Annotated in this window: 27 protein-coding genes; 12 read left to right on the top strand and 15 right to left on the bottom strand. The window is 53.8% G+C overall.

All coding sequences use genetic code 11. The annotated features are described in order from the left end of the window. Positions 1-154 precede the first annotated feature (154 nt). The 3 genes from RAL91_RS20055 (at position 155) to RAL91_RS20045 (ending at position 2561) form a co-directional block, all read left to right on the top strand. Positions 155-1540, top strand: a complete 1386-nt coding sequence (locus RAL91_RS20055) for a FliI/YscN family ATPase (protein ID WP_306258026.1) — start codon at positions 155-157, stop codon at positions 1538-1540. A gap of 31 nt (positions 1541-1571) precedes the next feature. Next, the gene (locus tag RAL91_RS20050) at positions 1572-1982 is read left to right on the top strand and encodes a flagellar FliJ family protein (protein ID WP_306258025.1); all 411 of its coding nucleotides are present in this window, start codon (positions 1572-1574) and stop codon (positions 1980-1982) included. Positions 1983-2090: 108 nt separating this feature from the next. Continuing rightward, on the top strand, positions 2091-2561 hold the full coding sequence (locus RAL91_RS20045) for a paraquat-inducible protein A (RefSeq protein WP_306258024.1): 471 nt from the start codon (positions 2091-2093) through the stop codon (positions 2559-2561). Here RAL91_RS20045 and RAL91_RS20040 read toward each other — a convergent pair. From RAL91_RS20040 to RAL91_RS20000, 9 genes are all read right to left on the bottom strand, one after another. Beyond that, positions 2551-3237, bottom strand: a complete 687-nt coding sequence (locus RAL91_RS20040) for an SDR family NAD(P)-dependent oxidoreductase (RefSeq protein WP_306258023.1) — start codon at positions 3235-3237, stop codon at positions 2551-2553. The genes RAL91_RS20045 and RAL91_RS20040 overlap by 11 nt on opposite strands. A gap of 9 nt (positions 3238-3246) precedes the next feature. Then, positions 3247-3855, bottom strand: a complete 609-nt coding sequence (locus RAL91_RS20035; RefSeq protein ID WP_306258022.1) for an N-acetyltransferase — start codon at positions 3853-3855, stop codon at positions 3247-3249. A 131-nt stretch (positions 3856-3986) separates the two neighbouring features. Beyond that, on the bottom strand, positions 3987-5681 hold the full coding sequence (gene soxB / locus RAL91_RS20030) for a thiosulfohydrolase SoxB (RefSeq protein WP_306258021.1): 1695 nt from the start codon (positions 5679-5681) through the stop codon (positions 3987-3989). 197 nt (positions 5682-5878) lie between these two features. Continuing rightward, the gene (gene soxA, locus RAL91_RS20025; RefSeq protein WP_306258020.1) at positions 5879-6733 is read right to left on the bottom strand and encodes a sulfur oxidation c-type cytochrome SoxA; all 855 of its coding nucleotides are present in this window, start codon (positions 6731-6733) and stop codon (positions 5879-5881) included. Positions 6734-6764: 31 nt separating this feature from the next. Then, the gene (gene soxZ, locus RAL91_RS20020) at positions 6765-7094 is read right to left on the bottom strand and encodes a thiosulfate oxidation carrier complex protein SoxZ (RefSeq protein WP_306258019.1); all 330 of its coding nucleotides are present in this window, start codon (positions 7092-7094) and stop codon (positions 6765-6767) included. A 17-nt stretch (positions 7095-7111) separates the two neighbouring features. Next, positions 7112-7531 (bottom strand): thiosulfate oxidation carrier protein SoxY, encoded by a 420-nt coding sequence (soxY, locus tag RAL91_RS20015; protein WP_306258018.1) that lies wholly within the window; start codon positions 7529-7531, stop codon positions 7112-7114. A 39-nt stretch (positions 7532-7570) separates the two neighbouring features. Further along, complete coding sequence (gene soxX, locus RAL91_RS20010; RefSeq protein WP_306258017.1) at positions 7571-8083, bottom strand: sulfur oxidation c-type cytochrome SoxX; 513 nt, start codon at positions 8081-8083, stop codon at positions 7571-7573. Positions 8084-8230: 147 nt separating this feature from the next. Continuing rightward, on the bottom strand, positions 8231-8827 hold the full coding sequence (locus tag RAL91_RS20005) for a thioredoxin family protein (RefSeq protein WP_306258016.1): 597 nt from the start codon (positions 8825-8827) through the stop codon (positions 8231-8233). Positions 8828-8872: 45 nt separating this feature from the next. Beyond that, entirely contained in the window at positions 8873-9610 is a 738-nt protein-coding gene (locus tag RAL91_RS20000; RefSeq protein WP_306258015.1) for a cytochrome c biogenesis CcdA family protein, read from the bottom strand. Between the two features lie 118 nt (positions 9611-9728). Here RAL91_RS20000 and RAL91_RS19995 point away from each other — a divergent pair, with 118 nt between their 5' ends. From RAL91_RS19995 to RAL91_RS19975, 5 genes are all read left to right on the top strand, one after another. After that, on the top strand, positions 9729-10208 hold the full coding sequence (locus tag RAL91_RS19995; protein WP_306258014.1) for a transcriptional regulator: 480 nt from the start codon (positions 9729-9731) through the stop codon (positions 10206-10208). Between the two features lie 14 nt (positions 10209-10222). Further along, positions 10223-10585 carry an ArsR/SmtB family transcription factor gene (locus RAL91_RS19990; protein WP_371932443.1) on the top strand — a complete coding sequence of 121 codons (363 nt, stop codon included), beginning with the start codon at positions 10223-10225 and terminating at the stop codon, positions 10583-10585. 80 nt (positions 10586-10665) lie between these two features. Continuing rightward, on the top strand, positions 10666-11754 hold the full coding sequence (locus tag RAL91_RS19985; protein ID WP_306258013.1) for a YeeE/YedE family protein: 1089 nt from the start codon (positions 10666-10668) through the stop codon (positions 11752-11754). After that, positions 11751-12080, top strand: coding sequence for a c-type cytochrome (locus tag RAL91_RS19980; protein WP_306258012.1), 330 nt, complete (start codon positions 11751-11753; stop codon positions 12078-12080). Before RAL91_RS19985 ends, RAL91_RS19980 begins: the two co-directional genes overlap by 4 nt. A gap of 11 nt (positions 12081-12091) precedes the next feature. Continuing rightward, positions 12092-13369 (top strand): NAD(P)/FAD-dependent oxidoreductase, encoded by a 1278-nt coding sequence (locus RAL91_RS19975; protein ID WP_306258011.1) that lies wholly within the window; start codon positions 12092-12094, stop codon positions 13367-13369. 16 nt (positions 13370-13385) lie between these two features. On the opposite strand, the gene RAL91_RS19970 is transcribed toward RAL91_RS19975, so the two are convergent. From RAL91_RS19970 to RAL91_RS19960, 3 genes are all read right to left on the bottom strand, one after another. After that, on the bottom strand, positions 13386-14489 hold the full coding sequence (locus tag RAL91_RS19970; RefSeq protein ID WP_306258010.1) for a YeeE/YedE family protein: 1104 nt from the start codon (positions 14487-14489) through the stop codon (positions 13386-13388). A gap of 141 nt (positions 14490-14630) precedes the next feature. Further along, on the bottom strand, positions 14631-15551 hold the full coding sequence (locus RAL91_RS19965) for an MBL fold metallo-hydrolase (RefSeq protein ID WP_306258009.1): 921 nt from the start codon (positions 15549-15551) through the stop codon (positions 14631-14633). A gap of 47 nt (positions 15552-15598) precedes the next feature. Continuing rightward, positions 15599-16318, bottom strand: coding sequence for an aspartate/glutamate racemase family protein (locus RAL91_RS19960; protein ID WP_306258008.1), 720 nt, complete (start codon positions 16316-16318; stop codon positions 15599-15601). Between the two features lie 68 nt (positions 16319-16386). On the opposite strand from RAL91_RS19960, the gene RAL91_RS19955 reads away from it, so the two are divergent. The 4 genes from RAL91_RS19955 (at position 16387) to RAL91_RS19940 (ending at position 19263) form a co-directional block, all read left to right on the top strand. After that, positions 16387-16587, top strand: coding sequence for a hypothetical protein (locus RAL91_RS19955; protein ID WP_306258007.1), 201 nt, complete (start codon positions 16387-16389; stop codon positions 16585-16587). Next, positions 16584-17567: a TRAP transporter substrate-binding protein gene (locus RAL91_RS19950; RefSeq protein ID WP_306258005.1), complete on the top strand. Its 984-nt coding sequence runs from the start codon at positions 16584-16586 to the stop codon at positions 17565-17567. Before RAL91_RS19955 ends, RAL91_RS19950 begins: the two co-directional genes overlap by 4 nt. Positions 17568-17657: 90 nt before the next feature. Next, a complete protein-coding gene (locus RAL91_RS19945) occupies positions 17658-18194 on the top strand; it encodes a HugZ family protein (RefSeq protein ID WP_306258004.1) in 537 nt (178 codons plus the stop codon). A gap of 142 nt (positions 18195-18336) precedes the next feature. After that, the gene (locus RAL91_RS19940) at positions 18337-19263 is read left to right on the top strand and encodes an ornithine cyclodeaminase family protein (RefSeq protein WP_306258003.1); all 927 of its coding nucleotides are present in this window, start codon (positions 18337-18339) and stop codon (positions 19261-19263) included. A gap of 7 nt (positions 19264-19270) precedes the next feature. Here the strand turns inward: RAL91_RS19940 and RAL91_RS19935 are convergent, their stop codons facing one another. From RAL91_RS19935 to RAL91_RS19925, 3 genes are read right to left on the bottom strand one after another with little or no spacing between them, the layout of a single operon-like run. Next, positions 19271-19576 carry a GNAT family N-acetyltransferase gene (locus RAL91_RS19935; protein WP_306263018.1) on the bottom strand — a complete coding sequence of 102 codons (306 nt, stop codon included), beginning with the start codon at positions 19574-19576 and terminating at the stop codon, positions 19271-19273. A gap of 7 nt (positions 19577-19583) precedes the next feature. Next, the gene (locus tag RAL91_RS19930; RefSeq protein ID WP_306258002.1) at positions 19584-19772 is read right to left on the bottom strand and encodes a hypothetical protein; all 189 of its coding nucleotides are present in this window, start codon (positions 19770-19772) and stop codon (positions 19584-19586) included. Positions 19773-19788: 16 nt separating this feature from the next. Next, entirely contained in the window at positions 19789-20520 is a 732-nt protein-coding gene (locus RAL91_RS19925) for a hypothetical protein (protein ID WP_306258001.1), read from the bottom strand. Positions 20521-20575 lie beyond the last annotated feature (55 nt).

Below are 20575 nucleotides of genomic sequence, written 5' to 3'. Positions count from 1 at the left end.
TCTGGTCAATTACACCGGCAAATGATTTGATTGCCCCTATTGTTAAGCTTTTTCGTAAATGATTCGTTACCAACAGCGTTTTTTCGAAATTGTTTGTTAAGGTACTTTTCATTTCGTCTTCTTGCAATTTGCAACAAATTGGAATTGCACTGGCTTGAAATCGTTAATTCAACAGACGTCCAAACTGAAAATGATCCGCGCTTATGGTCGGGTTTCGGCCATTCGTGGTTTGGTTGTCGAAGTGTCCGGACCCATTGGCCATCTTGCAATTGGTGCGCAACTATCGATTGCGCTGAAAAGGTCGAAACAGCCAAACCTGATTTGCGAAGTGGTTGGGTTCCGGGACAGACTTGCTATTTGCCTCGCTTATGGGCCGTTGACCGGCATTAAACCCGGGGATGTAGCGGAGTTTCTGGAACCCGAACCGGTTCTTCATCCATGCGATGCCTGGATTGGCCGCGTGGTTGATGGTTTGGGAAACCCGATAGACGGCAAGGGGCCCCTGCAGACAGGCGCTATTGCGCAAAACCTTTCGGAGCCGCCGCCGCCGCCGCATGAGCGTAGTCTCGTGGAAGTGCCGCTGGATTTGGGAATACGTGCTTTCAATACTTTTCTTCCATGTTGTTCCGGTCAACGAATGGGGATTTTTGCTGGCTCCGGCGTCGGCAAGTCCATGTTGATGTCCATGCTGGCCAGAAACGGCAGTGCGGATGTGGCGGTCATTGGCCTTATTGGTGAACGTGGCCGCGAGGTTCAGGATTTTCTGGTGAAGACGCTTGGCAGTGTAGGACTGAAGAACTCTGTTCTGGTGGTTGCAACATCTGATGCGCCTGCACTTATGCGGCGCCAGGCAGCACACACCACCTTGGCGCTGGCACAATATTTCAGTGCAAGGGGCCGTGAAGTCTTGTGTCTGATGGATAATCTGACGCGTTTTGCCCAGGCACAGCGAGAGATCGGCCTGTCGGCCGGTGAGCCTCCGACAACGAAAGGATATCCGCCCAGCGTCTTCAGCGAGTTACCGCGTCTGCTGGAACGTGCAGGCCCCGGCAAGCAGGGGCAGGGCAATATTACTGGCCTGTTCGCGGTGCTTGTCGAAGGCGATAATACCAATGAACCCGTATCTGATACGGTGCGGGGTATTCTGGATGGCCATGTGGTGCTGTCCCGCGAGATTGCCGAGCGTGGGCGCTTCCCGGCCATAGATGTGTTGTCCTCGGTTTCCCGGACGTTCACAGAGGCGCTCAGCCCTGAAAATCAGGAACTGGTGGGTCAGGCACGGCGTCTTATGGCACGCTACCGTGATATGGAGGAACTGATCCGATTGGGGGCCTATCGGACAGGCAGTGACGCATTAACCGACGAAGCACTCAAAATTATACCTCAAATTGAGAAATTCTTAAGTCAAAGCCAGCATGATGCCACTTCTATTGACGAGAGTTTTGCCATGCTACGGGAGATTTTGTCCCACGCGCCGGTTAGTGCTGCCGAGTTGGATGCACCCGGAACAGGTACGGCAGAAGAAAGCGCGACCGTGTAATGTGTCGTGAGACTTTTAAGGGGTATTGAGTATGAAGTCTCGGGAAAGCTTGATTAAGTTAAAGCGATTTCAGGTAGATGAAAAGCGTCGGCAGCTGACTCAGATTGAGAGCATGATTGCCGATTTTCAGGTCATGGCAGATGAGCTGGATGCGCAAATTGTTTCCGAACAAAAGCGCACCGGAATTGAGGATATAGGCCATTATGCCTACTCGACTTTTGCCAAGGCAGCTGCCCAGCGCCGCGAAAACCTGATCACCTCGATTGAGGATCTCGACAAGCAACGCACAGTTGCTCACGATGCCCTCTCAGAAGCGGTTGAGGATCTGAAGAAGGTCGAATTGCTGGCAGAGCGGGACATGGCCAAGTCCAAACTGGAAGCCGATTGGGCTGAACAGGAAGATATGGACGAGATTGCCAATCAGCGGCACCGCAACGGCTGATTATCGTGTCGCCGAATTTCTGACCCGCCAGGTTAGCTATTCCTGAAGGCGGGCCGGACGTCTGTAAAAACACTTGAATCTTGCGCCGTAAAGGCGCATTTGCAACCGATGTTTGTTTGGTTGCTTGCCTTTTTTCTGATGTCGGGAGCGCTGTCTTTTACAGCAGGTATCCTGTTGCCGCTTCTGGTGCTGGAAAAGCTCTATTTTTTCACCGAAACACCATCGCTTCTGCAAATCGTTGCAGGACTTTGGCAAAATGGTGACGTGTTCCTGTCACTTGTGGTGGGGGCCTTCTCTCTGATTTTCCCTGTCGCAAAACTGTTTGTGTTGTTTCTTGAAGCCATTGGTCGCTATTCGCAAAATGGACAGGCATCCATTGCTTTCCGGCACATTTCCATGGTTGGTCGCTGGTCGATGATGGATGTCCTGCTTGTCGCCATCGTTATCTTTGCTGCAAAGACGAGTGGGTTTGCGACAGCAACCACGCAGCTCGGGCTTTGGTTTTACGCTTATGCAGTGCTTGCAAGCGCCGCATCTGCGGCGCTTATCAAACGATCGGCCACTCCCGTTACCACTTGATTGGCTTGCGGCTGCGGAAGAATTGCCCGGTTGGTGCCGGCTCCTCCAGGGTTGCCAGCCAAACCGGCGTGTCGGCGCCTTCCTCGACGCTGCGATTTGCCCCGGCACCGCCCATTTGCGTTCGCACCCATCCAGGGCAGGCCGCATTGACCGCGACATGAGCCGGAAGCTCTGCGGCGGTCTTTACGGTGATTGCATTCAGAAGTGCCTTTGAAATTCCGTATGCACCCGGTCCCAGCCCCTCATCAAAAGACCCCCAGCCAGAGGATACATTCACAATCCGGCCATAGCCACGCTTGGCCATATCGGGAGCAAGCGCGCCGATCAGTCGCAGTGGACCAAGCGCATTGATTGCAATGTGGGCAACAATGTTGGTATCCGCCATTTGCAATAATGGCTCGTCCGTCAGAATTCCGGCATTGTTGATCAGAACATCAATAGCGATTTTCTGAGCTGCCAACTGATCCAGCCCGGTCTGGATGGAAACCATATCGCCCATATCGACGACAGCGTAGCTGGCCGATGTTCCATTGGCCGCGTGTGCATCGCAGGCTTTCACGAGGGCGCGCTCATCGCGGCCCCAAAGTACAAGCTGCATGCCGTGGTCGTTTGCCAAAGATTTTGCGATGGCTTCACCAATACCTTTCGCTCCTCCAGTTACAAGCGCTGTTCTCATGACGTCTCCTTAAACTCTAGATGGTTTCAGCAATGGCACATGCAAGCCCGCTGTTTCGGGCAAGAGGCCAAGCAAACGCGGGTCGTCCATGATTTCCACAGCAAAGCCTGTCGGGGTGAAGCCACAGCTTTGATAGAATTTCAAGGCTGCCGGGTGATCGTAAGTGCAGGTGTGGAGCCACAGCTTTTGCGCCTCAGCTGTCCACGCCTGGTTCAGCGCCAATTGCATCAGGTCGCGGCCAAGACCCTGACCGGTAAAATCGGACTTCAAGCCAAAGAAAGACACCTCAATATCTTCCGGGCTGTGGCGACACAGCTCCACCATTCCGGCCACACTGCCTTGAAACATCACTTCGAATAAATCAACATTCTCAGCATGAAGGTGGCTGGCGAGTTTTGTATCGTCACAAGCAAGCCTGGAACTCCAAAGCCATTCTTCTCCCACTGCGCGGAACAAGGCACGATATCGGATCAGATCAAACGCGCGGTCTTGTCGCAGGTTCAGGCCTGGATGACTGATATGGGTGTTTGCCCATTCGGGCTTTTCTGTCATCTCCAGATAGGTGACTACGTTGGCAATTTTTCCAGGCGCAAGGTGAATAACTTCAGGGTCAGCCATAAAGGTCTGGTCTCCGATGAAAGCTTTAGAGACCGACTATCTGCATTTTTTCAATCAGGTCAAACAGTGATTGCGCCAGGGTCTGGACTCAATTTGAGCTCCCGATTGAGTTCGTATAAACAAGAAAGGCCCTAGCTCCGACGCAGGATGACGGAACGGTTTTCTGCAATGTCGACTGTCTGCTCACGGGCAAGGTAGTTTTCCACCACATCCCAGATGGCAGGACCTTGTGTCGCTTCATTGACGCTGGCCCAACCTGAAACAATATATGTTTGCGACGGGTCTACAGCTTCGCCTGTCTTCAGCACTGTCATGTCTGAAATGCGACTGCCAATGGGCTTGTCGATATCTATGGTGTAGCCCATGCCACCGACGCGGACCATATCGCCGCCCTGCTGGTAGTAAGGGTCCGGGTTGAACAGATTATCTGCAACATCCTCCAGAATATCCTTGATCAGCTTGCCATCCATTTCACTGCGATAGGCCGCTGGATAGCTCATGGCTGTTCCATTATGGATGTCTTCTATGGTGATGTCCTGACCTGGCAGCAGGCTTGGTCCCCAGCGGAAGCCGGGTGACAGGGCGATGTCGGCTTCGCGCTCTTCCAACAGCGCCTGACAGATAAGGTCATCAAACGTACCGTTGAAGTTGCCGCGTCGGTAGAGCAGGGATTTGGTGTTGCCAACAATTCGAGACAATTCACCGTCGAAGGGCGCGCGCGTTTCCGCGATTTTGGCAGCCATGGTTTCATCGGCCTCCAGCACATCGGAGAAAATCGGGATGAGCCGGTATTTGAATCCCTTGACGGCTCCATCCTGCACATCAAGATCGAGTCGGGACACAAATTTACCGTTTGAGCCAGAGGCCAGAAGCAATGTCTGACCGACCAGCACTGGCTCAGGCAGTGCATCATGGGTGTGGCCGGTCAGAATAACGTCAATACCGGTCACACGGCCCGCCAGCTTTCGGTCGACATCAAAACCATTATGCGAGAGCAGCACGACCAGTTCAGCGCCTTCAGCCCGTGCGGCATCGACATTTTCCTGCAGAACTTTTTCACGAATGCCAAAGGAGAGCGATGGGAACATCCAGCCCGGATTGGCAATTGGCAAATAAGGAAAGGCCTGTCCAACGACCGCAATTTTGACGCCGCCACGGTCAAAGAATTTTGTATGCTCATAGGCTGGTTCGTCCCATTCCTTGTCGAAAATGTTGGAGCCGAGCAAAGGGAAGGGCAGGCTTTCAACAATCTCCGCTACCCGATCTTCGCCATAGGTGAATTCCCAATGGGCTGTCATGGCGTCAGGTTTGAGGACATTCATGATGTCCACCATATCCTGACCATTGGTCTGGTTGGAGACGTATGAGCCCTGCCAGGTATCACCGCCATCCAGCAGCAGCATGTTGGCGTCTCTGTCAGCGCGGATCGAATTCACCACGGTTGCAACACGGTCAAGACCGCCCATGCGTCCATAGGTTTTGGCAAGCGCGGTGAAATCCACAGATGTCAGGGCATAGGCAGCCGGACTGCCAGCCTCAATGCCAAAGCTTTTCAGAAAGTCGTCACCGGTAATGTGTGGTGGCAGGCCTTCGACAGCGCCTACGCCAATATTGATGGATGGCTCGCGGAAGAAGATCGGCATTGCCTGAGCGTGAATATCGGTAATGTGGACCAGTGTCACATTGCCGAAATCGTCAAAATCGAGGAGCTGTTGCTGGGTCAGCGCCTGCGTCGCAGCCAGCGCAGACCATTGCCCAAAGCTGGATGGACCCAACAGTGCGGAAGCGGCCATGCCGGCCTGAAGAAAATGACGGCGGGAAATCATGACAATGTCACCTCAATTGGTCTTGGGTGGAAATTTTAGGATCAAAAATTCAGCACGGTTTGACCGTGTAAATGGGGTGCCGCACATCTGAACAGCGGCACGAAACGTGATCTGTTTTCCATAGCTTGCCGGCTGCCGACTGCTGGCCGCTTTGGGATATGTTCAAAGCGGCCAGGGTTTATGGTGTGGCGATCAAATCAGTTGCGCACAGATGGTGCTTCAACAGACAGGCCATTGCCCCGTGAGCTGACATAAAGCTCAAGCGCAACAAACTCCGGAGAACCTTCGCTGAAGGTTTCTGCGCGGGTGTCGCGGATGCAGCCTTTGAACCGATTATGGGACGTGATCAGATTGGCCTGCTTCAGGCGGTAGACCGGAAAGCCATTGATCTGGCCCTGGGACAGATGATCAGCCCGAATGTAATTGTCATAATTCTCTTCATGACAATTGGCGCAGGACAGCTCCAGCTGACCATACCGCGTGTAATACATTTCCTTGCCCTTTTCCCATGTGGATTGGGCAGGGCCGTCAATCTTGACGTCCACCGGCATTCCGCGGGATTGCAGGGAAATGAGTGCATTCATGTTCAGCATCGGCTGCGACTTCCAGCCCCATGCGTCTGCCTGCATGCGGTTTTCGCGGCAGTCATTGATGTACATTTCCATGGTCCAGACGGCGCCAGCGTCTTCGTTCCACTTCGGCATGGATGCCCGCATGCCTGCCATGCTTTCAGGGCCTTCGTGACAGGAGGCACAGGATTTGCCTGCTGCCCCGTCAACGGTTTCCCAAGTGTCCAGAGCCTGATCGACAAAGATCATTCCGGGATTATCGAAATCATCCATCTGGAATGCCTGGGTTTCCTTCGTGCGAAATGTCCATCCGGAACGAACCTCGTCGAGATTCTCCAGATGAGCCGGAGCCTTGGTCCGGGTCACCATTTCAATGTCTTCATTAATGACCAGTTCCGGCAGTTCCTCGGCCATTGCGCTCAGACTTCCCATTACCGCAAGCGCGGTAACAGAGGCCAAAATCCTCAGTGAGATCGATCGCATGTGTTTCCTCCCCATTATTCAGTCGGTCGCGTCAATTCACCGCGATGGATTTTGTTTCTTCGTAGACTGAGCCGTCATCGTCGTACCAGGTGAATTTGAAATCACCAGCTTCGGGAACCTTGGCTTCGAATTCAAAATACGGATTGGTCGAGATAGCAGGTTCCAGATTCACGTCGATTACTGTTTCACCGTTAAACTCACACGTGAAACGGTTGATGATCGAACGCGGAATGAGATTGCCTTCTTTGTCTTTGCGTTGGCCTGATTCCATTTTGTGGCTGATCAGGGTCTTGATGGTGATCGTTTCGCCAGCCGATACCGACTTTGGAACTTTCACACGTGGTTTTACACCTTTGGCCATGAGCCCGTCTCCTTATCTTAACCGCCGCAGCCGCCGATTGTTACTTTAACCTGGTTCGCTGCACGCACGAATGATCCGTCCGACATCTTGGCAATCGCAATCACATCCTGTGTGCCAGCCAGACGCATTCTGGTGGACGCACTGTGCGAGGCTGCCAATGGACCGAAATTGAAGGTCACCACGTCAGGGCTGGGGTTGCCAGCGGCAAAAATGGCAATTGACACCGCACCCGGCGCGTCAACTGAAATCGGCACAGTATTGCCGTTCTCTGCAATTTCCGGCGTTGTCAGGGTAATATCACCTTCGCTTACATCTGCGCCGCCGGTAAATTCAGCTATCGCATCTTCAACGGCAGCTGTGGCAGGTGTAAACGGCATGAATGCAAGAGCGGTTGCACCGGCTCCCAGCATCAAGGCCTTGCGTCTTGTGAGTTCCATCGATCTGTCTCCTATCTTAAAGGCAATTCTGACGCTGGATTATTCTTTCAGTGTCAGAAGATATGCCACCACGTCTTCGATCTGCTGAGCTGTCAGAAGAGGTGGTAATTCCGCTGTTTTCGCAGCTTTTCCCGTAAAGGCGTTTCCGGGTCGAATATAGCCACTGACCTTATAGAAGGATGGCATCATTGAACCTTCGAAGGTCATCTTGGAGTTGGCGACAATGCCGCGCAATTCCGCTTCAGTCCAACGTTCGCCAGCGCCATCAAGTGGTGGGCCAACTTCGCCGTGAAAGGGCACTTCATTAAGCGCAGTCACCTCGTGGCAGGCAATGCAATTGCCCTGACCACGTGTTGTCATCACTTTGCGACCAGCCTCGACATCACCCGGCATGCCGGACAGAGATGCTGACACCTTGCCTTCATCGTAAACCACCTGCTTTGGCGCTATCTCAGCGGCCATAGCACTTCCGAACAATGCAACACCCAGACCGGCGCCCAGACCGGCGGCAGCGAGTGTCGTGGCACCTGCGCGCAGTTTTCCATATCTCATAATTTTCTCCCCTAAGCAGCCTTAACTGCTGCCGTGAGGATGCAATAACCACCTGCAAAAGGCAATCACAAATTCAAACTTATGAATAGGTTCTTGTGCTGCATTGCAGCAGATATGGAGCATATTTTTCGCGGTTGGCCGTTTCAGTCATTCGACCAAAGCTCCGCTGGCGCGGGCTTCTTCCAGTTTTCTTGCATGGTATTTCTGGAAGTGCTCGTCCGTCTCATAACCTTTTTCAACAACCCATTGGAACATGTGGAGGGACGTCCATTTACCAAACGCACCGGGCATGGTGGCGACAGCGGCCTGCGCGGCTGTCATGCCCTCTGGCACGGTCTCAGGCACGGTCTCTGGCAAGAACATGATGGTTGGTGTGAAGACAACGCTCCAGGCGCGTGCTGCAGTCTTTTCGGTCAACTCGCGGCCATCAAGATCGATGACTTCCTCATCGCCGAACATGTTGTACTGGACGACAATAAAATGCTCCTGAATGTAGGCGGCGACCTCGGGGTCTGACAACACGGTTTCATGAAGGCGTTCGCAATAGATGCAGCCGCGCTGCTCGAAGATCATCGCCAGCCGCTTTCCTTCGGCCTCTGCCGTTTCAATATCTTCGGCAATATCCCGGAATGTCGTGCTGAACCATGGTTGTTTGTGAAGCCCATCATCGCCGATCTGAGCGCCAAGGGCAGGGGTGCCAAGACCCAGAAAAGCAACCGTTAGAATTGCAAACAGAGATTTCATCTTATCCTCCAAAGGTTTATTTCAGTTTTAACCGATCTAACCGATCTAACCGATCTGGCCGAGGGCTGGAAACCACTCGAGCATGAGATAGGATAGAGTTTGCATGGATCCGGTCAGAAACAGAATTCCGGTCACGACCAGCAGGCCGCCCATGATTTTTTCAACCATGGCCATGTGTCTGCGAAAGCGGCCCATAAAGCGCATGAATGGCCCGGCGAAGAAAGCCGCCAAAATGAACGGGATGCCAATGCCAAGGGCGTAGGTAAACAGCAAGATGGCTCCATTCAAAGGATCGCCACTTGTGCTTGCAACCAGCAATATGGTGGCCAGGACCGGGCCGACGCAAGGTGTCCAGCCGAATGCGAACGCCAGCCCGACCACATAGGCTCCCAGCAGGCCAATAGGCTTGTTGCGCACTTGAAACCGGGCTTCGCGAAACAACAGGCCGATGCGCAGAACGCCTAAAAAATGCAGGCCAAGAATGATTATGATGACACCTGCAACATAGCTGAGTGTGGTCAGGTGCTGGGTGACAAAAGATCCAACCAGGGAAGCACTTGCCCCCAGGGCAACAAACACTGTGGCAAAGCCCAGCACAAAGAACAAAGATGCCATAACAACCCGGCCCATCAGCACTGGCGGCCGTTCGTCATCGGTCAGTTCGTCGAGACTGACGCCAGCCAGAAAACACAGATAGGGAGGGACAAGTGGCAGCACGCACGGGGAGGCGAAGGACAACAGCCCGGCCGCCAGTGCGCCGCTCAATGATACAGTAAGGTCCATGCTGCTTGTTCCACCCTGTCTGAGCCGTCTCAAATACGCCGTGCGGCACAGTTCATATTCAGATATTACAATTTGTTTTTGTTTTCAGCAATCGCGAAAGCTGCTATAAAGTTATGAAATGCGTAAAAGACTATTTCAGAAAGGCCTGCTGTTGAGATTCGGAAAACCCATTCACACGCTGCTGGCGTTGGGCTTGATGACCTGTTTCTGGGTTGTTCCGGCGAAAGCTGCGGAGCTGATTATGATGGAGCAAAAAGCCTGCCAATGGTGCGAACGCTGGCATGCGGAAATTGGTCCGATTTATCCCAAAACAGATGAGGGCAAACGGGCGCCGTTGCGCAGTGTCGATATTCACGAACCTATGCCTGACGATCTGCGCGGCATCCGGATTGAACGCTTCACGCCCAGCTTTGTGCTGGTTGAAGATGGTGTTGAACTGGGCCGCATTCGTGGATATCCCGGTGACGAGTTGTTTTGGTGGATGTTATCTGATCTCATAAAAAAGCTACCTGCCTCCTCCCCAGGATCTGTTCCTCCGCTTGATTCTGCGGCGCCGACTTCGGACCCACTGGCGTTGGGCAGCGCCACAAAAACCTGACTGGTGTGCTCGACATGTCTGTAACTGATAGCCGTTCTCAATCCTCCAATGCTGTGCCGGTTCTGCGCGATGGTAAATCCATGGATGCCATGATGGACAGCGCCAAAGAGGCAACCGATTTTCTCAAGGCGCTTGGTCATGAAGGGCGATTGATGATCCTGTGTCGTCTTGTCGAGGGCGAATGCTCGGTGACCGAAATGGAAGAGTTGTTGTCCGCCCGCCAAGCTGCGGTTTCGCAGCAGCTTGCACGCCTCAGGCTGGAAGGTCTGGTCAAAACCCGCCGCGAGGGGAAAGTGATGTATTATTCGCTGGCTGATGAGCGCGTGGAGCGGATGATCGGGCTGGTCTATGACCTGTTCTGTGAGGATAATTGCTGAGCAGTTGCCTACCCTCTGATTGCAAATCAGGTTGATATCGTATATATTCAAAAAAACTAATATGTCGGGAGGTCTGCAGCATGGAGGAGCTGTCGCCGGGCACGACTGCAGCTCTTTGCGGGCTGGCAGGCGGTGCGGTCCTTGGCTTTGCGGCGCGTTGGGGACGGTTTTGCACGCTTGGGGCCATTGAAGACAAAGTGCTTGCCGGAAACGGTCTGCGCTTGCGTATGTGGGGCCTTGCAATTGCCATTGGCGCACTTGCGACCTATGGGCTGCATGGCAGTGGCCTGATTGATATTTCCCGGACATTCTATCTTGCATCACCGACGACTTTGGTTGCCACCCTTGTGGGAAGTCTGATTTTCGGCTTTGGCATGTCACTTGTCGGGACATGTGGATTTGGAACTCTGGCCCGCATTGGCGGCGGAGATTTGAAGTCAATTGTTACTTTTCTTGTGATGGGCATTACCGCCTATGCCACGATAGGTGGCGCGGCGGCCTATCTGCGGATCGGTCTTGGTGTGCCTGCCAGAAATGTTGACCCGAGCAATGCCGGTTTTGCATTTGCAATTGAACAATTCATTGGCGTTCCAGCCAGCATTTCTGGCATTTTTCTGGCCGTCTTGCTCGCCGGGTTTTGTCTGTCTTCCAAAGCGCTGCGGCAGAATGTCAGGGTGCTTTTCACGGCTGCGCTGGTGGGGCTGACCATTGCCTTTGGCTGGTTTGCCACAGGCGTATTGGCGTATGATCCGTTTGAAGCTTACCCTCTTGAATCATTTACGTTTTCTGCGCCATTGGGCGAAACTCTGATCTATGTGATGACAATGACGGGCGCGAGTTTGAAATTTGGCATCGGTGCCGTTGCTGGTGTCGTTGTCGGAGCTGCAATTACTACCCTCATCCAACGGCATTTTCGCTGGGAAGTGTGCGATGACGCCCGTGAAATGCGTCGGCAAATGTTGGGTGGTGTTCTCATGGGGTTTGGTGGCGTTACCGCGCTGGGCTGCACAGTGGGGCAGGGCCTTTCAGCAGCGTCAGCATTGGCCTATTCCGCACCGATAGCCTTGGTGGGGATGTATCTGGGCGCGTGGATTGGCCTGCATGCGCTGGTTCATGGCTCCGCGCTTGAGCCTTTGAAACAGGTCTGGCCGTTGGGGAACCGTCAATGAGATATCTGAATATGGCCCGATACATTTCAGTTTCGGGCTTGTTGCTGTTTGGTTTTGTTCACGCTTCTTCTGCCGGTGATGTGGAATATGGCGCGTATCTTGCGGCGGAATGTGCGTCCTGCCACAGTGCTGGCATTGCTGGCAGTGATGACGGGCGGCAAATTCCATCCATTGCGGGCCTTGAGGAAGAAACCTTCATGGCGGTGATGCAGGGCTATAAATCGAAAACCCTGGAAAATATTGCCATGCAGACAATTGCAAGCGGCCTGGATGAGGAACAACTGGCGGCGCTTGCTGCTTATTTTGCGACTTTACCAACTGAATGAGGAGGAAACGCATGTCCATTTCATCAAAACTTTCCAGGCGGAAGTTTAATACGCTTTTGGGAGCAGCGTCATTGAGCACTCTGGCCACGCCGAACATTGCCTTCGGAGCAAAGCCCAAAGTGGTGGTTGTTGGTGGCGGTGCCGGTGGTGCGACGGCCGCACGCTATATTGCCAAGGATTCAAACGGTGAGATTGACGTGACGCTGGTTGAGCCCAACAAACGCTATTACACATGCTTCTTTTCAAATCTTTATCTGGGCGGCTTTCGTGATTTTGCCTCCACCGGGCATGGCTATGACAGGCTGGTGACCGAACATGGCATCAATGTCGTGCATGACTGGGCTGTAGGGGTGGATGGTGCTGCGAAAACCGTAGCGCTGGGGTCCGGAGCCAGTATTGGCTATGACAGACTGGTGCTGTCGCCCGGTATCGACATGAAATATGACAGCGTTCCGGGTTATTCGGTTGAGGCGCAAAGCCGCGTGCCTCATGGCTGGAAATCGGGGACCCAGGTTCAAATCATCAAAGCGCAGGTTGAGGCATTGCCTGAGGGTGGAACCTACATCATGGTGCCGCCACCAAATCCCTATCGATGCCCTCCCGGTCCTTATGAGCGCGTCTCCATGATCGCCCATATTCTCAAACAGACAAACCCGACTGCAAAAATCATTGTACTGGATCCCAAAGAGAAGTTTTCAAAGCAGGGCCTGTTTTCTGAAGGGTGGGAGAAACACTATCCGGGGATGGTGGAGTGGATTGGGTCAGATATTCATGGTGGTATCCTAAATGTTGATACCGAGAACATGTCTGTCGAGACCGATTTTGACACGTTTGAAGCAGATGCAATGAGTGTGATTCCGGGGCAAAAGGCTGGCGCGATTGCCATGCATGCTGGTGTGACGGATGGTGACTGGGCACCGATTGTGCCGGCATCGATGCAAACGAAAGCCGATGAGGCGATTTATGTTCTTGGGGATGCGTCTGTTGCATCTGCCATGCCGAAATCGGGTTTCTCCGCCAACAGTCAGGCCAAGGTGGCAGCCAATCATATTCGGGCAGAGCTTACCGACAGCCGTATGTTTGAAGCCCGTTTTGCCAATACATGCTGGAGCCTGATTGCGCCCAATGATGGCGTGAAGGTTGGTGCGCGGTATCAGGCAGGAGCTGAATCAATTGAAAGTGTTGAAAGCTTTATCTCACAAACCGGTGAAAGTGATGAGCTTCGCAGGACAACTTATGAGGAATCTGAAAGCTGGTATGAAGCGATGACCGATGATTTGTTCGGATAGGTCCTGAAGTCTAAAGCTACTCCGCCGGAATAAGCTTTGAAAGCGCGTCGCCCTGCGGGCGGCGCGAAGCCTGCAGTTTCATCGTGGCAAAGCTTCCCACCAGAATGGCAGCAAGTGAAATCAGCGATGATGGTGCGACGGTTGAAAGGCCTGTTACGCCTTGGCCAACTGTGCAGCCCAGCGCAGTCACTCCGCCGAAACCCATCAGCACCGCACCGCTGAGGTAGCGCAACACGGAGCGCTCATTGACAAAGCCCTGAAAGCGGAAGCGGCCGGATATGGCCGCGCTGACAAAAGCACCTACCAAAACGCCACCAACCAATGCAATTGAAAAGCGTATTGTGTCGCCGGTGAAGATCATCAGATATTGCACGCTTTCCGCAATTGGCGCGACAAAGCTGAGTGATGTCAGTTGGGTCGGTTCAAAATCGTCCAGCCCCACAACACCTGTAATGAACCATCCCAGAACCACCAGCAGACCAATGGCAATGCCTGGCAGCGCTGCGCGTCCAAAGCCGCGCCCTCTGGTGCTGAGAATGACACCAATTGCCAGCGCCATTACGAGGCCGAAAAATACAGTGATGAGGCTTTCATTATCTGCAAACAGGGCAGATGGAGTGACCTCACTTGCGATGAGGTTTTCCAGTTCAATTCTTGGCAAAGCCAAAATGCCGCGCAAGGTTGCGTAGGCCGCAATGCCGGTAACCAGAAGCGTCACGACAGCGCGGGCATTTCCAGAAGCTGCCAGTACCAGAAGGCGGCTGACACAGCCACCTGTGAGCACCATGCCAATGCCGAACAGCAGGCCGCCAACGATGAGGGACAATGGGCGGATGGGGACAGACCAGTAAATGCTTTGCGACAAGTCGATAAGGCCGGTGTAATGCATGGCCTGTGTGCCGATGAGCGCCGCGAGAACGGCAAATCCGATCAAGCCTGTGCTATATCTGGCTGGCTTATTGTCTTGTGATGGTGTTGCCCATTCAGCAACTGCCGCACGCATGCAGTATTTGCTGATTTCCGCAATGATACCAAACAGAATGCCAAGCCCAAAAGCGGCAAACACCACCAGTGTTGCCGTCTCATAGGTTTCACGCAAATTTTCCAAAAGGTCGAACATACAAGGCCCCAAATCCAAACAGGGCAGTGTGGTACACCCTGCGATTGGTTTGGCAGAGGCAATGGTTTGCGAAAGGGTCGCTTAAAAGGAAATATTTGACTGCCAGAGAGGCAAGCAGCGCAATTATGCAGGGTTAAAGCCTCATGTCGCCACGAAACGATAGGCAGAGTCGTGCCGCTCTGCCCGACCAAAGCCCGGGTGGGGCAAGTGGTAACCGATCAATTCCATTTGCCGTGTCGCCAGGAAATCCAGCAGGCGCTTTCTTGTAATGATGCTGCGCTCAGTGCTGATATCCTGTCCGAACGGCCATTCGGGGTGCTCAAAGGAAATGAATGGATGGGCCAGCGCATCGCCCAGCACCAGTAATTGGTCTGATCCGTTCCGGATTTCGAAAGAGCAATGGCCGGGTGTATGACCGGATGTGTCGTGTGCGTAAATGCCACTGAGCATCTCGCTTTCCGGCTTGAACAGAGTGATTTGATCCGACAAGATTTCCAAACGGCGCTTGGAGCCGACGGCCAATCCCTGCTGGTCCTCGCGCACATTATTGACAGTTTCCGGATCAGTCCAGAAAGCCCATTCCGGCTCCGATATGTAGTAGTTGGCCTCCGGGAAAAGCAGATCGTCAAAATCATCCAGCAATCCCCAAAGATGATCAGGGTGGGCATGGGTGAAAATGACATCTGTTATGTCTTCAGGACTGAGGCCAATGGCATCCAGAGCATCCGGCAATTGGCCGGTGGTCGGCAGAAACTGACTGCCGCCGCCGACATCGAACAAGATGGTGCGGTCACCGGTTTGATAGAGCGTTAGATTGCAGGGCGGTTCCAGCCGGTCTGTGGGCAAATTGTGATCGGTCAGAAGCGCGTTCATGGCGTCATCGGCCACGTCGGGATACATGAAGTCGGTTGGGAAGCTCATATGGCCATCGCTGAGAATGGTAATTTTGCCATTGCCCAACATTTTTTCGCTGGCGGCAAAGGCCGGGCGGTTAAGACCCAATGTGGCGGCTGCACCCATCAGGCTGGCTCCGGCGAGAAATTTGCGGCGATCCAAGGTCATGAAATACTCCCAACATATATGTTTTTATGAATATAACATGTCGGTTGTTACATCGCCAGCGCTTTGCGCGTTGCGGCTTCGAAGCTCAACCCGGTCTGGCAGAGCGGTAACAGGCCGGATAGGGACAGGATGGGTATTTTGAGCAGCCGTGCCAGATCTGCCGCATAAGGCGGCATATTGGTGCATTCCAGCACCAACGCGCCGATGCCTGTGTGCCTGTTCATGAGATGTGTCGCGGCGGTGATGACTTCCTGTCTGGCGATGTCTTTATCCATGGTTTCATGATTGCCCAGAATTCGCGTGCAGAAATGCCCCTTCGGATCCGGGGCTCCAATGGGCGTTTCCAATGGACAACCAGCCGCCTGCAGATGTGCGTCGGTCAGGTTTTCAGACGAAATTGTCAAAATGGCCGGTCGCAAACCATTTGGACGGAGTTGCTCAGCGGCAATGGGAACGGCCAGCAGCGCGGAACTGACAAGTGGCACGGTGACGGCGGCTTCCAGTGTTTTCTGGTGGAGCACAAGAAAACCGCAGCTGGTTGTAATGAGGCTTGCACCGGCCTGTTCCAGTTTGATTGCGGCATTGGCAAAGTTCTGGACCAGACCAGTAGCCTGATCCTCAACCACGCGCCTGGGTGTTGCATTGCGAATGGTTGCCACCAAAGCGGGCGGATCGAACGTGTCCGGGTGGCCGATATCTCCCTTGAACCGGGGGAAGCGACTTTCCAGCATAAGCAGGCCAATTTGTGCCCCCGTGTTCTGTGTCATGCTTACATACCCAAACGGCTGAGATTGATCATCAGTCTGACATGAAATGACGCAGGATGCGATGTTAGATGATTGATGCAAGCCGATTGCGAGGGAGCAATAAAGTGGTGCCTCCGAGCACGCCCAATGTCGGATTGACAGCCAGCGCAAAAACTGGTCGCATCGCCTCAGATTGCTTGTCGGGCGTGCCGACACTGGTCGATCTCTTCGTCGATTGCCTGAATGTCTATTCGGGAATCATGAATCAAAACAGGGGACAAAAGCTATGAGCTTGAAAACAACTTTAACCCTCAGCGCGGCTGCAATCGCGCTTGTCGGTGCCTCCACAGCTGGGGCCTATGCTGAGAAGTGGGATATGCCGATGGCCTATGCCGCATCCAATTATCACTCGGAAAATGGCGCAGTATTTGCTGCTTGTGTAACCGAAGCGACAGGTGGAGATCTTGAGATTGTCACCCATCCTGGTGGCTCGCTCTATAAGGGCGGTGAAATCAAACGTGCAGTACAGACCGGGCAGGCTCCGATAGGCGAGCGGCTGCTGTCGGCTCATGCCAATGAGGACCCGCTGTTTGGCGTTGATTCCATTCCGTTTCTGGCAACGTCTTTTGACGATTCCGTTGCACTTTGGAAAGCAGCTTCCGGCGCTGTAAAAGAAGCGCTTGCAAAGCAGAACCTTGAATATGTTTATGCTGTGCCATGGCCACCTCAGGGCCTTTACGCCAAAAAGGAAGTGACTGCAGTCAGTGATCTGGAAGGCGTCAAATTCCGCGCTTACAATGCCGCGACAGCCCGGATTGCTGAGCTTGCGGGCATGGTGCCAGTCCAGATTGAAGCGGCGGAACTGTCACAAGCTCTGGCAACGGGCGTGGCCGAAGCGTTCGTTTCCTCAGGTTCCACCGGCTATGACCGAAAGGTCTGGGAGCAACTTACCCATTTTTACGATGTGCAGGCCTGGCTTCCACGCAATACTGTGTTCGTTAACAAGGATGCATGGGATGCTTTGAGCGATGCCAATAAGGCTGCTGTTACCGAGTGCGGTGCCCAAGCAGAAGCCGCTGGTCTGGCAAAAGCCAAAGAACTTACGCAGTTCTATCTGGATGGTCTGGCTGAAAACGGCATGGAAGTTGCCGCACCTGGTGACGCACTGAAGGCGGAATTGCTGGGTTTTGGTGAAACCATGACCCAAGAATGGCTGGATTCAGCGGGTGATGCCGGTAAAGCCGCCGTCGACGCTTACAAAGCCATGTAGCTGCACAGGCTGATTGTGCTGAGGGCTCCCGGCCACGCCGGGGGCTCACTTTTCTAATTGGATGTGGACCCGACAAATTTGAGCATGATAATGGCTGAGCCAAAAAGCCCTATCCGGGAAACTGATGATGAGGCGCGCGCACTGGGCAGGCGTTTGTTGGCCGAGGCCAGCTTTGCTGCGCTGGCAACGCTGGAGCCGGGTACCGGTTGCCCTTTGGCCAGTCGCATTGCGTTTGCTCTGGATGTTGATGGTCGGCCAATTTCGCTGATGTCGACGCTGGCCTATCACACAAAAGCGTTGATCGAGAATGCATCCTGTTCTGTGCTGGTGGGCGAGCCGGGCAAGGGCGATCCGCTTGCGCATCCACGCATCACCTTGCAGGCGAAAGCCACACGATTGGACAAGGCGTCCGAGGATCATGCGCAGACACGGGCGCAATATCTGAAACAGCATCCCAAAGCGGCGCTTTATATCGATTTCGGAGATTTTTTTCTGTTCCGGTTCGCCGTGGAAAATGCCTATCTCAATGGTGGTTTCGGCAAGGCTTTTGTTTTGAATGCTGAAGATCTGGGGTTGGTGCTGGTGGATTCTCGGAACAAGTCCGAGAATGACGCCGAGGGGCCTTGATGCAGCGCATGAACACGATGGTGTTTGGAAAATTCTAGGGGGAGAGACTATGCGCGACATTCTATCCCCGTCATTCTCGGACTTGTTCCGAGAATCCATGATACCACACTGAATTCAACACCTAAGAATCTCGGACCCATTCATGCAAATCCTCACCGCAGATATGCTGGAAGCTTCCATCGACTGGCCATCATTGATCGCTGCATTGCGTCATGGCCATACACTGCCAAAAGCGCTGGTGGATGATACGCTTCTGGAACAGGCCGGCCGGAAATATCTGGTGCGTTCTGCGTGGATTGAGGGGCTGGGAGCCTGTACCAAAGCGGTTACAATCTACCCCGATAATCCGTCGCAAAGCTCGGCTCTGCCATCGGTGCAGGGACAAGTTATCATGTTTGATGAGGCAACCGGCGCACCTATTGGGCTGATTGATGGCCCGGCAGAGACACGCCTGAAAACTGCCGCTGACAGCGCGCTTGGTAGCACATTGCTGTCACGTGAGAACTCCAAAACCCTGCTCATGGTGGGCGCTGGCAATATGGCAGGGCCGTTGATTGAAGCGCATTTAGCGGCGCGACCTGCGCTGGAAAAAGTGCTGATCTGGAACCGAACAATACAGCGGGCCACAACGCTTGCAACAGAGTTGCAAAGCCGGACTGGTATCGCCGTGGAATCCGTTTCCGATCTGGACGCGGCTCTTCCCGAAGCGGATATTATCTGCAGCGCGACGATGAGCGAAGAGCCCATTATCAAAGGGGCTTTGCTGTCAGAAGGAACGCATCTGGACCTTGTGGGAGCCTTTGCGCCTGCCATGCGCGAGGCGGATGATGTGGCACTGACACGAGCGCGTTTGTTTGCTGACAGCTTTGACACGACGCTGGATCACATTGGCGAATATAAAATCCCACTGCAAAGCGGCATTATTCAGCGCGAGGATGTGCTGGCGGATTTATATGCGCTTGTAGCCGGTGCTGAGGGGCGCGTTTCCGATGCGGATATCACCCTGTTCAAAAATGGCGGTGGTGCGCATCTGGATTTGATGATCTCACATCATCTGGCCAACCGGTAAGCCGCTATCAGAATTCCAGCGTCATGACGATCATTGGAAATGGCAGGTCGGGCGCAAAGGAAACGGTCTGCTGTTCGCCAGCGATAAAACCCACACTTTCGTAAAAGGTGACGGCGGCAAGGCTGGAGAAACAGCTGAATTGGGTCACGCCGATTGCCCGCGCTTCTTCAAAGCAGTGGGCCATAATGGCTTTGGCCAATCCCTTTCTCACATGATCCGGGTGGGTTGCAACATGGCGGATATGAGCAATGTTGGCATCCTGCACTTTCGTGCTGCCCGGAACCGCAAGGGTCCAGCCGCCACAGGCGACGATTTGGTCGTCAATGGTTGCGGGCGTAATAGGTGCCGCTGGTGAGGAGCGCTGGTTGCGCCCTCGACATCATGGGCACGGCGCGCGTGAGAATGTCGGCATCATAGAAGCCTTGCAGTAATGTGCTGTAAGTCGCTTCGAGAATGGGTTCAATGGCCTCTTTGTCGGCCAGAATGGTCGGGCGGATGGTCATGCTCATTCAGACAGTCCTGCAATCAGAACGACAGCGCATGCTGCTTCATATGTTCGTAAATCGGCATTGCTTCCTCGACAATGCTTTTGTGCTGGTCCGGCACATTTGGCTGCGTCCGGTCAGGCGGGGCAAAGCCGGTGGATTTGACCACACTGTCATACCAATGCGCTGCCCAGACACCGTCACTTCTGCGTTGCCCAGTGGGCCAGGATAACATCTGCGCTGAGAATTGAATGCCAAGCGCCGGGCAAAGCGCTTTGAGCGCAGCCTCCGGGTTGTTGCGTATGTCAGTGGCGTCGATGACCGGTGGGGCTTTACCGGTCAGATCACAGATCAGGTCGAACAGGGCGGCCTGTTCTGTAAAGCCGATATCGGCCAGCGAAACAGCGTCGTGTTTCTGGCCGTAGCTGGCAACCACACGGGCCGGATCACGAATGAGGAATGCATTGGACAGACCGGCAATCCATGTGCGGTCATAGGCTGGCAGCATGTGGTGCGTCATCTGCTTTTGGTAGAATATCTCCGCCTTTGGCGCTGGCTGGCGGCACGCTTCCACGACGGAGCGCCAATCCGGGTCACCATGGGCAATGATATCGGTTGCCATGGGGTGGGGCAGATTGGTGTCTTGCAGATAGGCGGCATAGAATGGCTCGTCCCAGACGATTGTGTCGGGGCGATTTTCAAAGCTTCGCATCATGGCCGTTGACAGATTGCGCGGGCCGGACCACATGGCAATAATATGTTTTTCTGGCATAGTAGGATTCACAAGCGGTTTGATATGCCTTTCTATCATGGCAATGGCGATTGAA

Source organism: Pararhizobium sp. IMCC21322 (assembly GCF_030758295.1).
Lineage (GTDB): Bacteria > Pseudomonadota > Alphaproteobacteria > Rhizobiales.
This window is presented reverse-complemented; position numbering and strand designations above follow the sequence as displayed.

Excerpts from the sequence above, each read along its gene's own strand:
- soxB (WP_306258021.1), bottom strand. The coding sequence starts at position 5,681 with ATGATTTCCCGCCGTCATTTTCTTCAGGCCGGCATGGCCGCTTCCGCA.
- RAL91_RS19940 (WP_306258003.1), top strand. The coding sequence starts at position 18,337 with ATGCAAATCCTCACCGCAGATATGCTGGAAGCTTCCATCGACTGGCCA.
- RAL91_RS20000 (WP_306258015.1), bottom strand. The coding sequence starts at position 9,610 with ATGGACCTTACTGTATCATTGAGCGGCGCACTGGCGGCCGGGCTGTTG.
- RAL91_RS19960 (WP_306258008.1), bottom strand. The coding sequence starts at position 16,318 with ATGACACAGAACACGGGGGCACAAATTGGCCTGCTTATGCTGGAAAGT.
- soxX (WP_306258017.1), bottom strand. The coding sequence starts at position 8,083 with ATGAGATATGGAAAACTGCGCGCAGGTGCCACGACACTCGCTGCCGCC.
- RAL91_RS20050 (WP_306258025.1), top strand. The coding sequence starts at position 1,572 with ATGAAGTCTCGGGAAAGCTTGATTAAGTTAAAGCGATTTCAGGTAGAT.
- RAL91_RS19965 (WP_306258009.1), bottom strand. The coding sequence starts at position 15,551 with ATGACCTTGGATCGCCGCAAATTTCTCGCCGGAGCCAGCCTGATGGGT.
- RAL91_RS19955 (WP_306258007.1), top strand. The coding sequence starts at position 16,387 with ATGATTGATGCAAGCCGATTGCGAGGGAGCAATAAAGTGGTGCCTCCG.
- RAL91_RS19995 (WP_306258014.1), top strand. The coding sequence starts at position 9,729 with ATGCGTAAAAGACTATTTCAGAAAGGCCTGCTGTTGAGATTCGGAAAA.
- RAL91_RS19930 (WP_306258002.1), bottom strand. The coding sequence starts at position 19,772 with ATGAGCATGACCATCCGCCCGACCATTCTGGCCGACAAAGAGGCCATT.
- RAL91_RS20035 (WP_306258022.1), bottom strand. The coding sequence starts at position 3,855 with ATGGCTGACCCTGAAGTTATTCACCTTGCGCCTGGAAAAATTGCCAAC.
- RAL91_RS19985 (WP_306258013.1), top strand. The coding sequence starts at position 10,666 with ATGGAGGAGCTGTCGCCGGGCACGACTGCAGCTCTTTGCGGGCTGGCA.
- RAL91_RS19990 (WP_371932443.1), top strand. The coding sequence starts at position 10,223 with ATGTCTGTAACTGATAGCCGTTCTCAATCCTCCAATGCTGTGCCGGTT.
- RAL91_RS19975 (WP_306258011.1), top strand. The coding sequence starts at position 12,092 with ATGTCCATTTCATCAAAACTTTCCAGGCGGAAGTTTAATACGCTTTTG.
- soxA (WP_306258020.1), bottom strand. The coding sequence starts at position 6,733 with ATGCGATCGATCTCACTGAGGATTTTGGCCTCTGTTACCGCGCTTGCG.
- soxZ (WP_306258019.1), bottom strand. The coding sequence starts at position 7,094 with ATGGCCAAAGGTGTAAAACCACGTGTGAAAGTTCCAAAGTCGGTATCG.
- RAL91_RS19925 (WP_306258001.1), bottom strand. The coding sequence starts at position 20,520 with ATGCCAGAAAAACATATTATTGCCATGTGGTCCGGCCCGCGCAATCTG.
- RAL91_RS20045 (WP_306258024.1), top strand. The coding sequence starts at position 2,091 with ATGTTTGTTTGGTTGCTTGCCTTTTTTCTGATGTCGGGAGCGCTGTCT.
- RAL91_RS19970 (WP_306258010.1), bottom strand. The coding sequence starts at position 14,489 with ATGTTCGACCTTTTGGAAAATTTGCGTGAAACCTATGAGACGGCAACA.
- RAL91_RS19945 (WP_306258004.1), top strand. The coding sequence starts at position 17,658 with ATGGCTGAGCCAAAAAGCCCTATCCGGGAAACTGATGATGAGGCGCGC.
- RAL91_RS20005 (WP_306258016.1), bottom strand. The coding sequence starts at position 8,827 with ATGAAATCTCTGTTTGCAATTCTAACGGTTGCTTTTCTGGGTCTTGGC.
- RAL91_RS19950 (WP_306258005.1), top strand. The coding sequence starts at position 16,584 with ATGAGCTTGAAAACAACTTTAACCCTCAGCGCGGCTGCAATCGCGCTT.
- RAL91_RS19980 (WP_306258012.1), top strand. The coding sequence starts at position 11,751 with ATGAGATATCTGAATATGGCCCGATACATTTCAGTTTCGGGCTTGTTG.
- soxY (WP_306258018.1), bottom strand. The coding sequence starts at position 7,531 with ATGGAACTCACAAGACGCAAGGCCTTGATGCTGGGAGCCGGTGCAACC.
- RAL91_RS20040 (WP_306258023.1), bottom strand. The coding sequence starts at position 3,237 with ATGAGAACAGCGCTTGTAACTGGAGGAGCGAAAGGTATTGGTGAAGCC.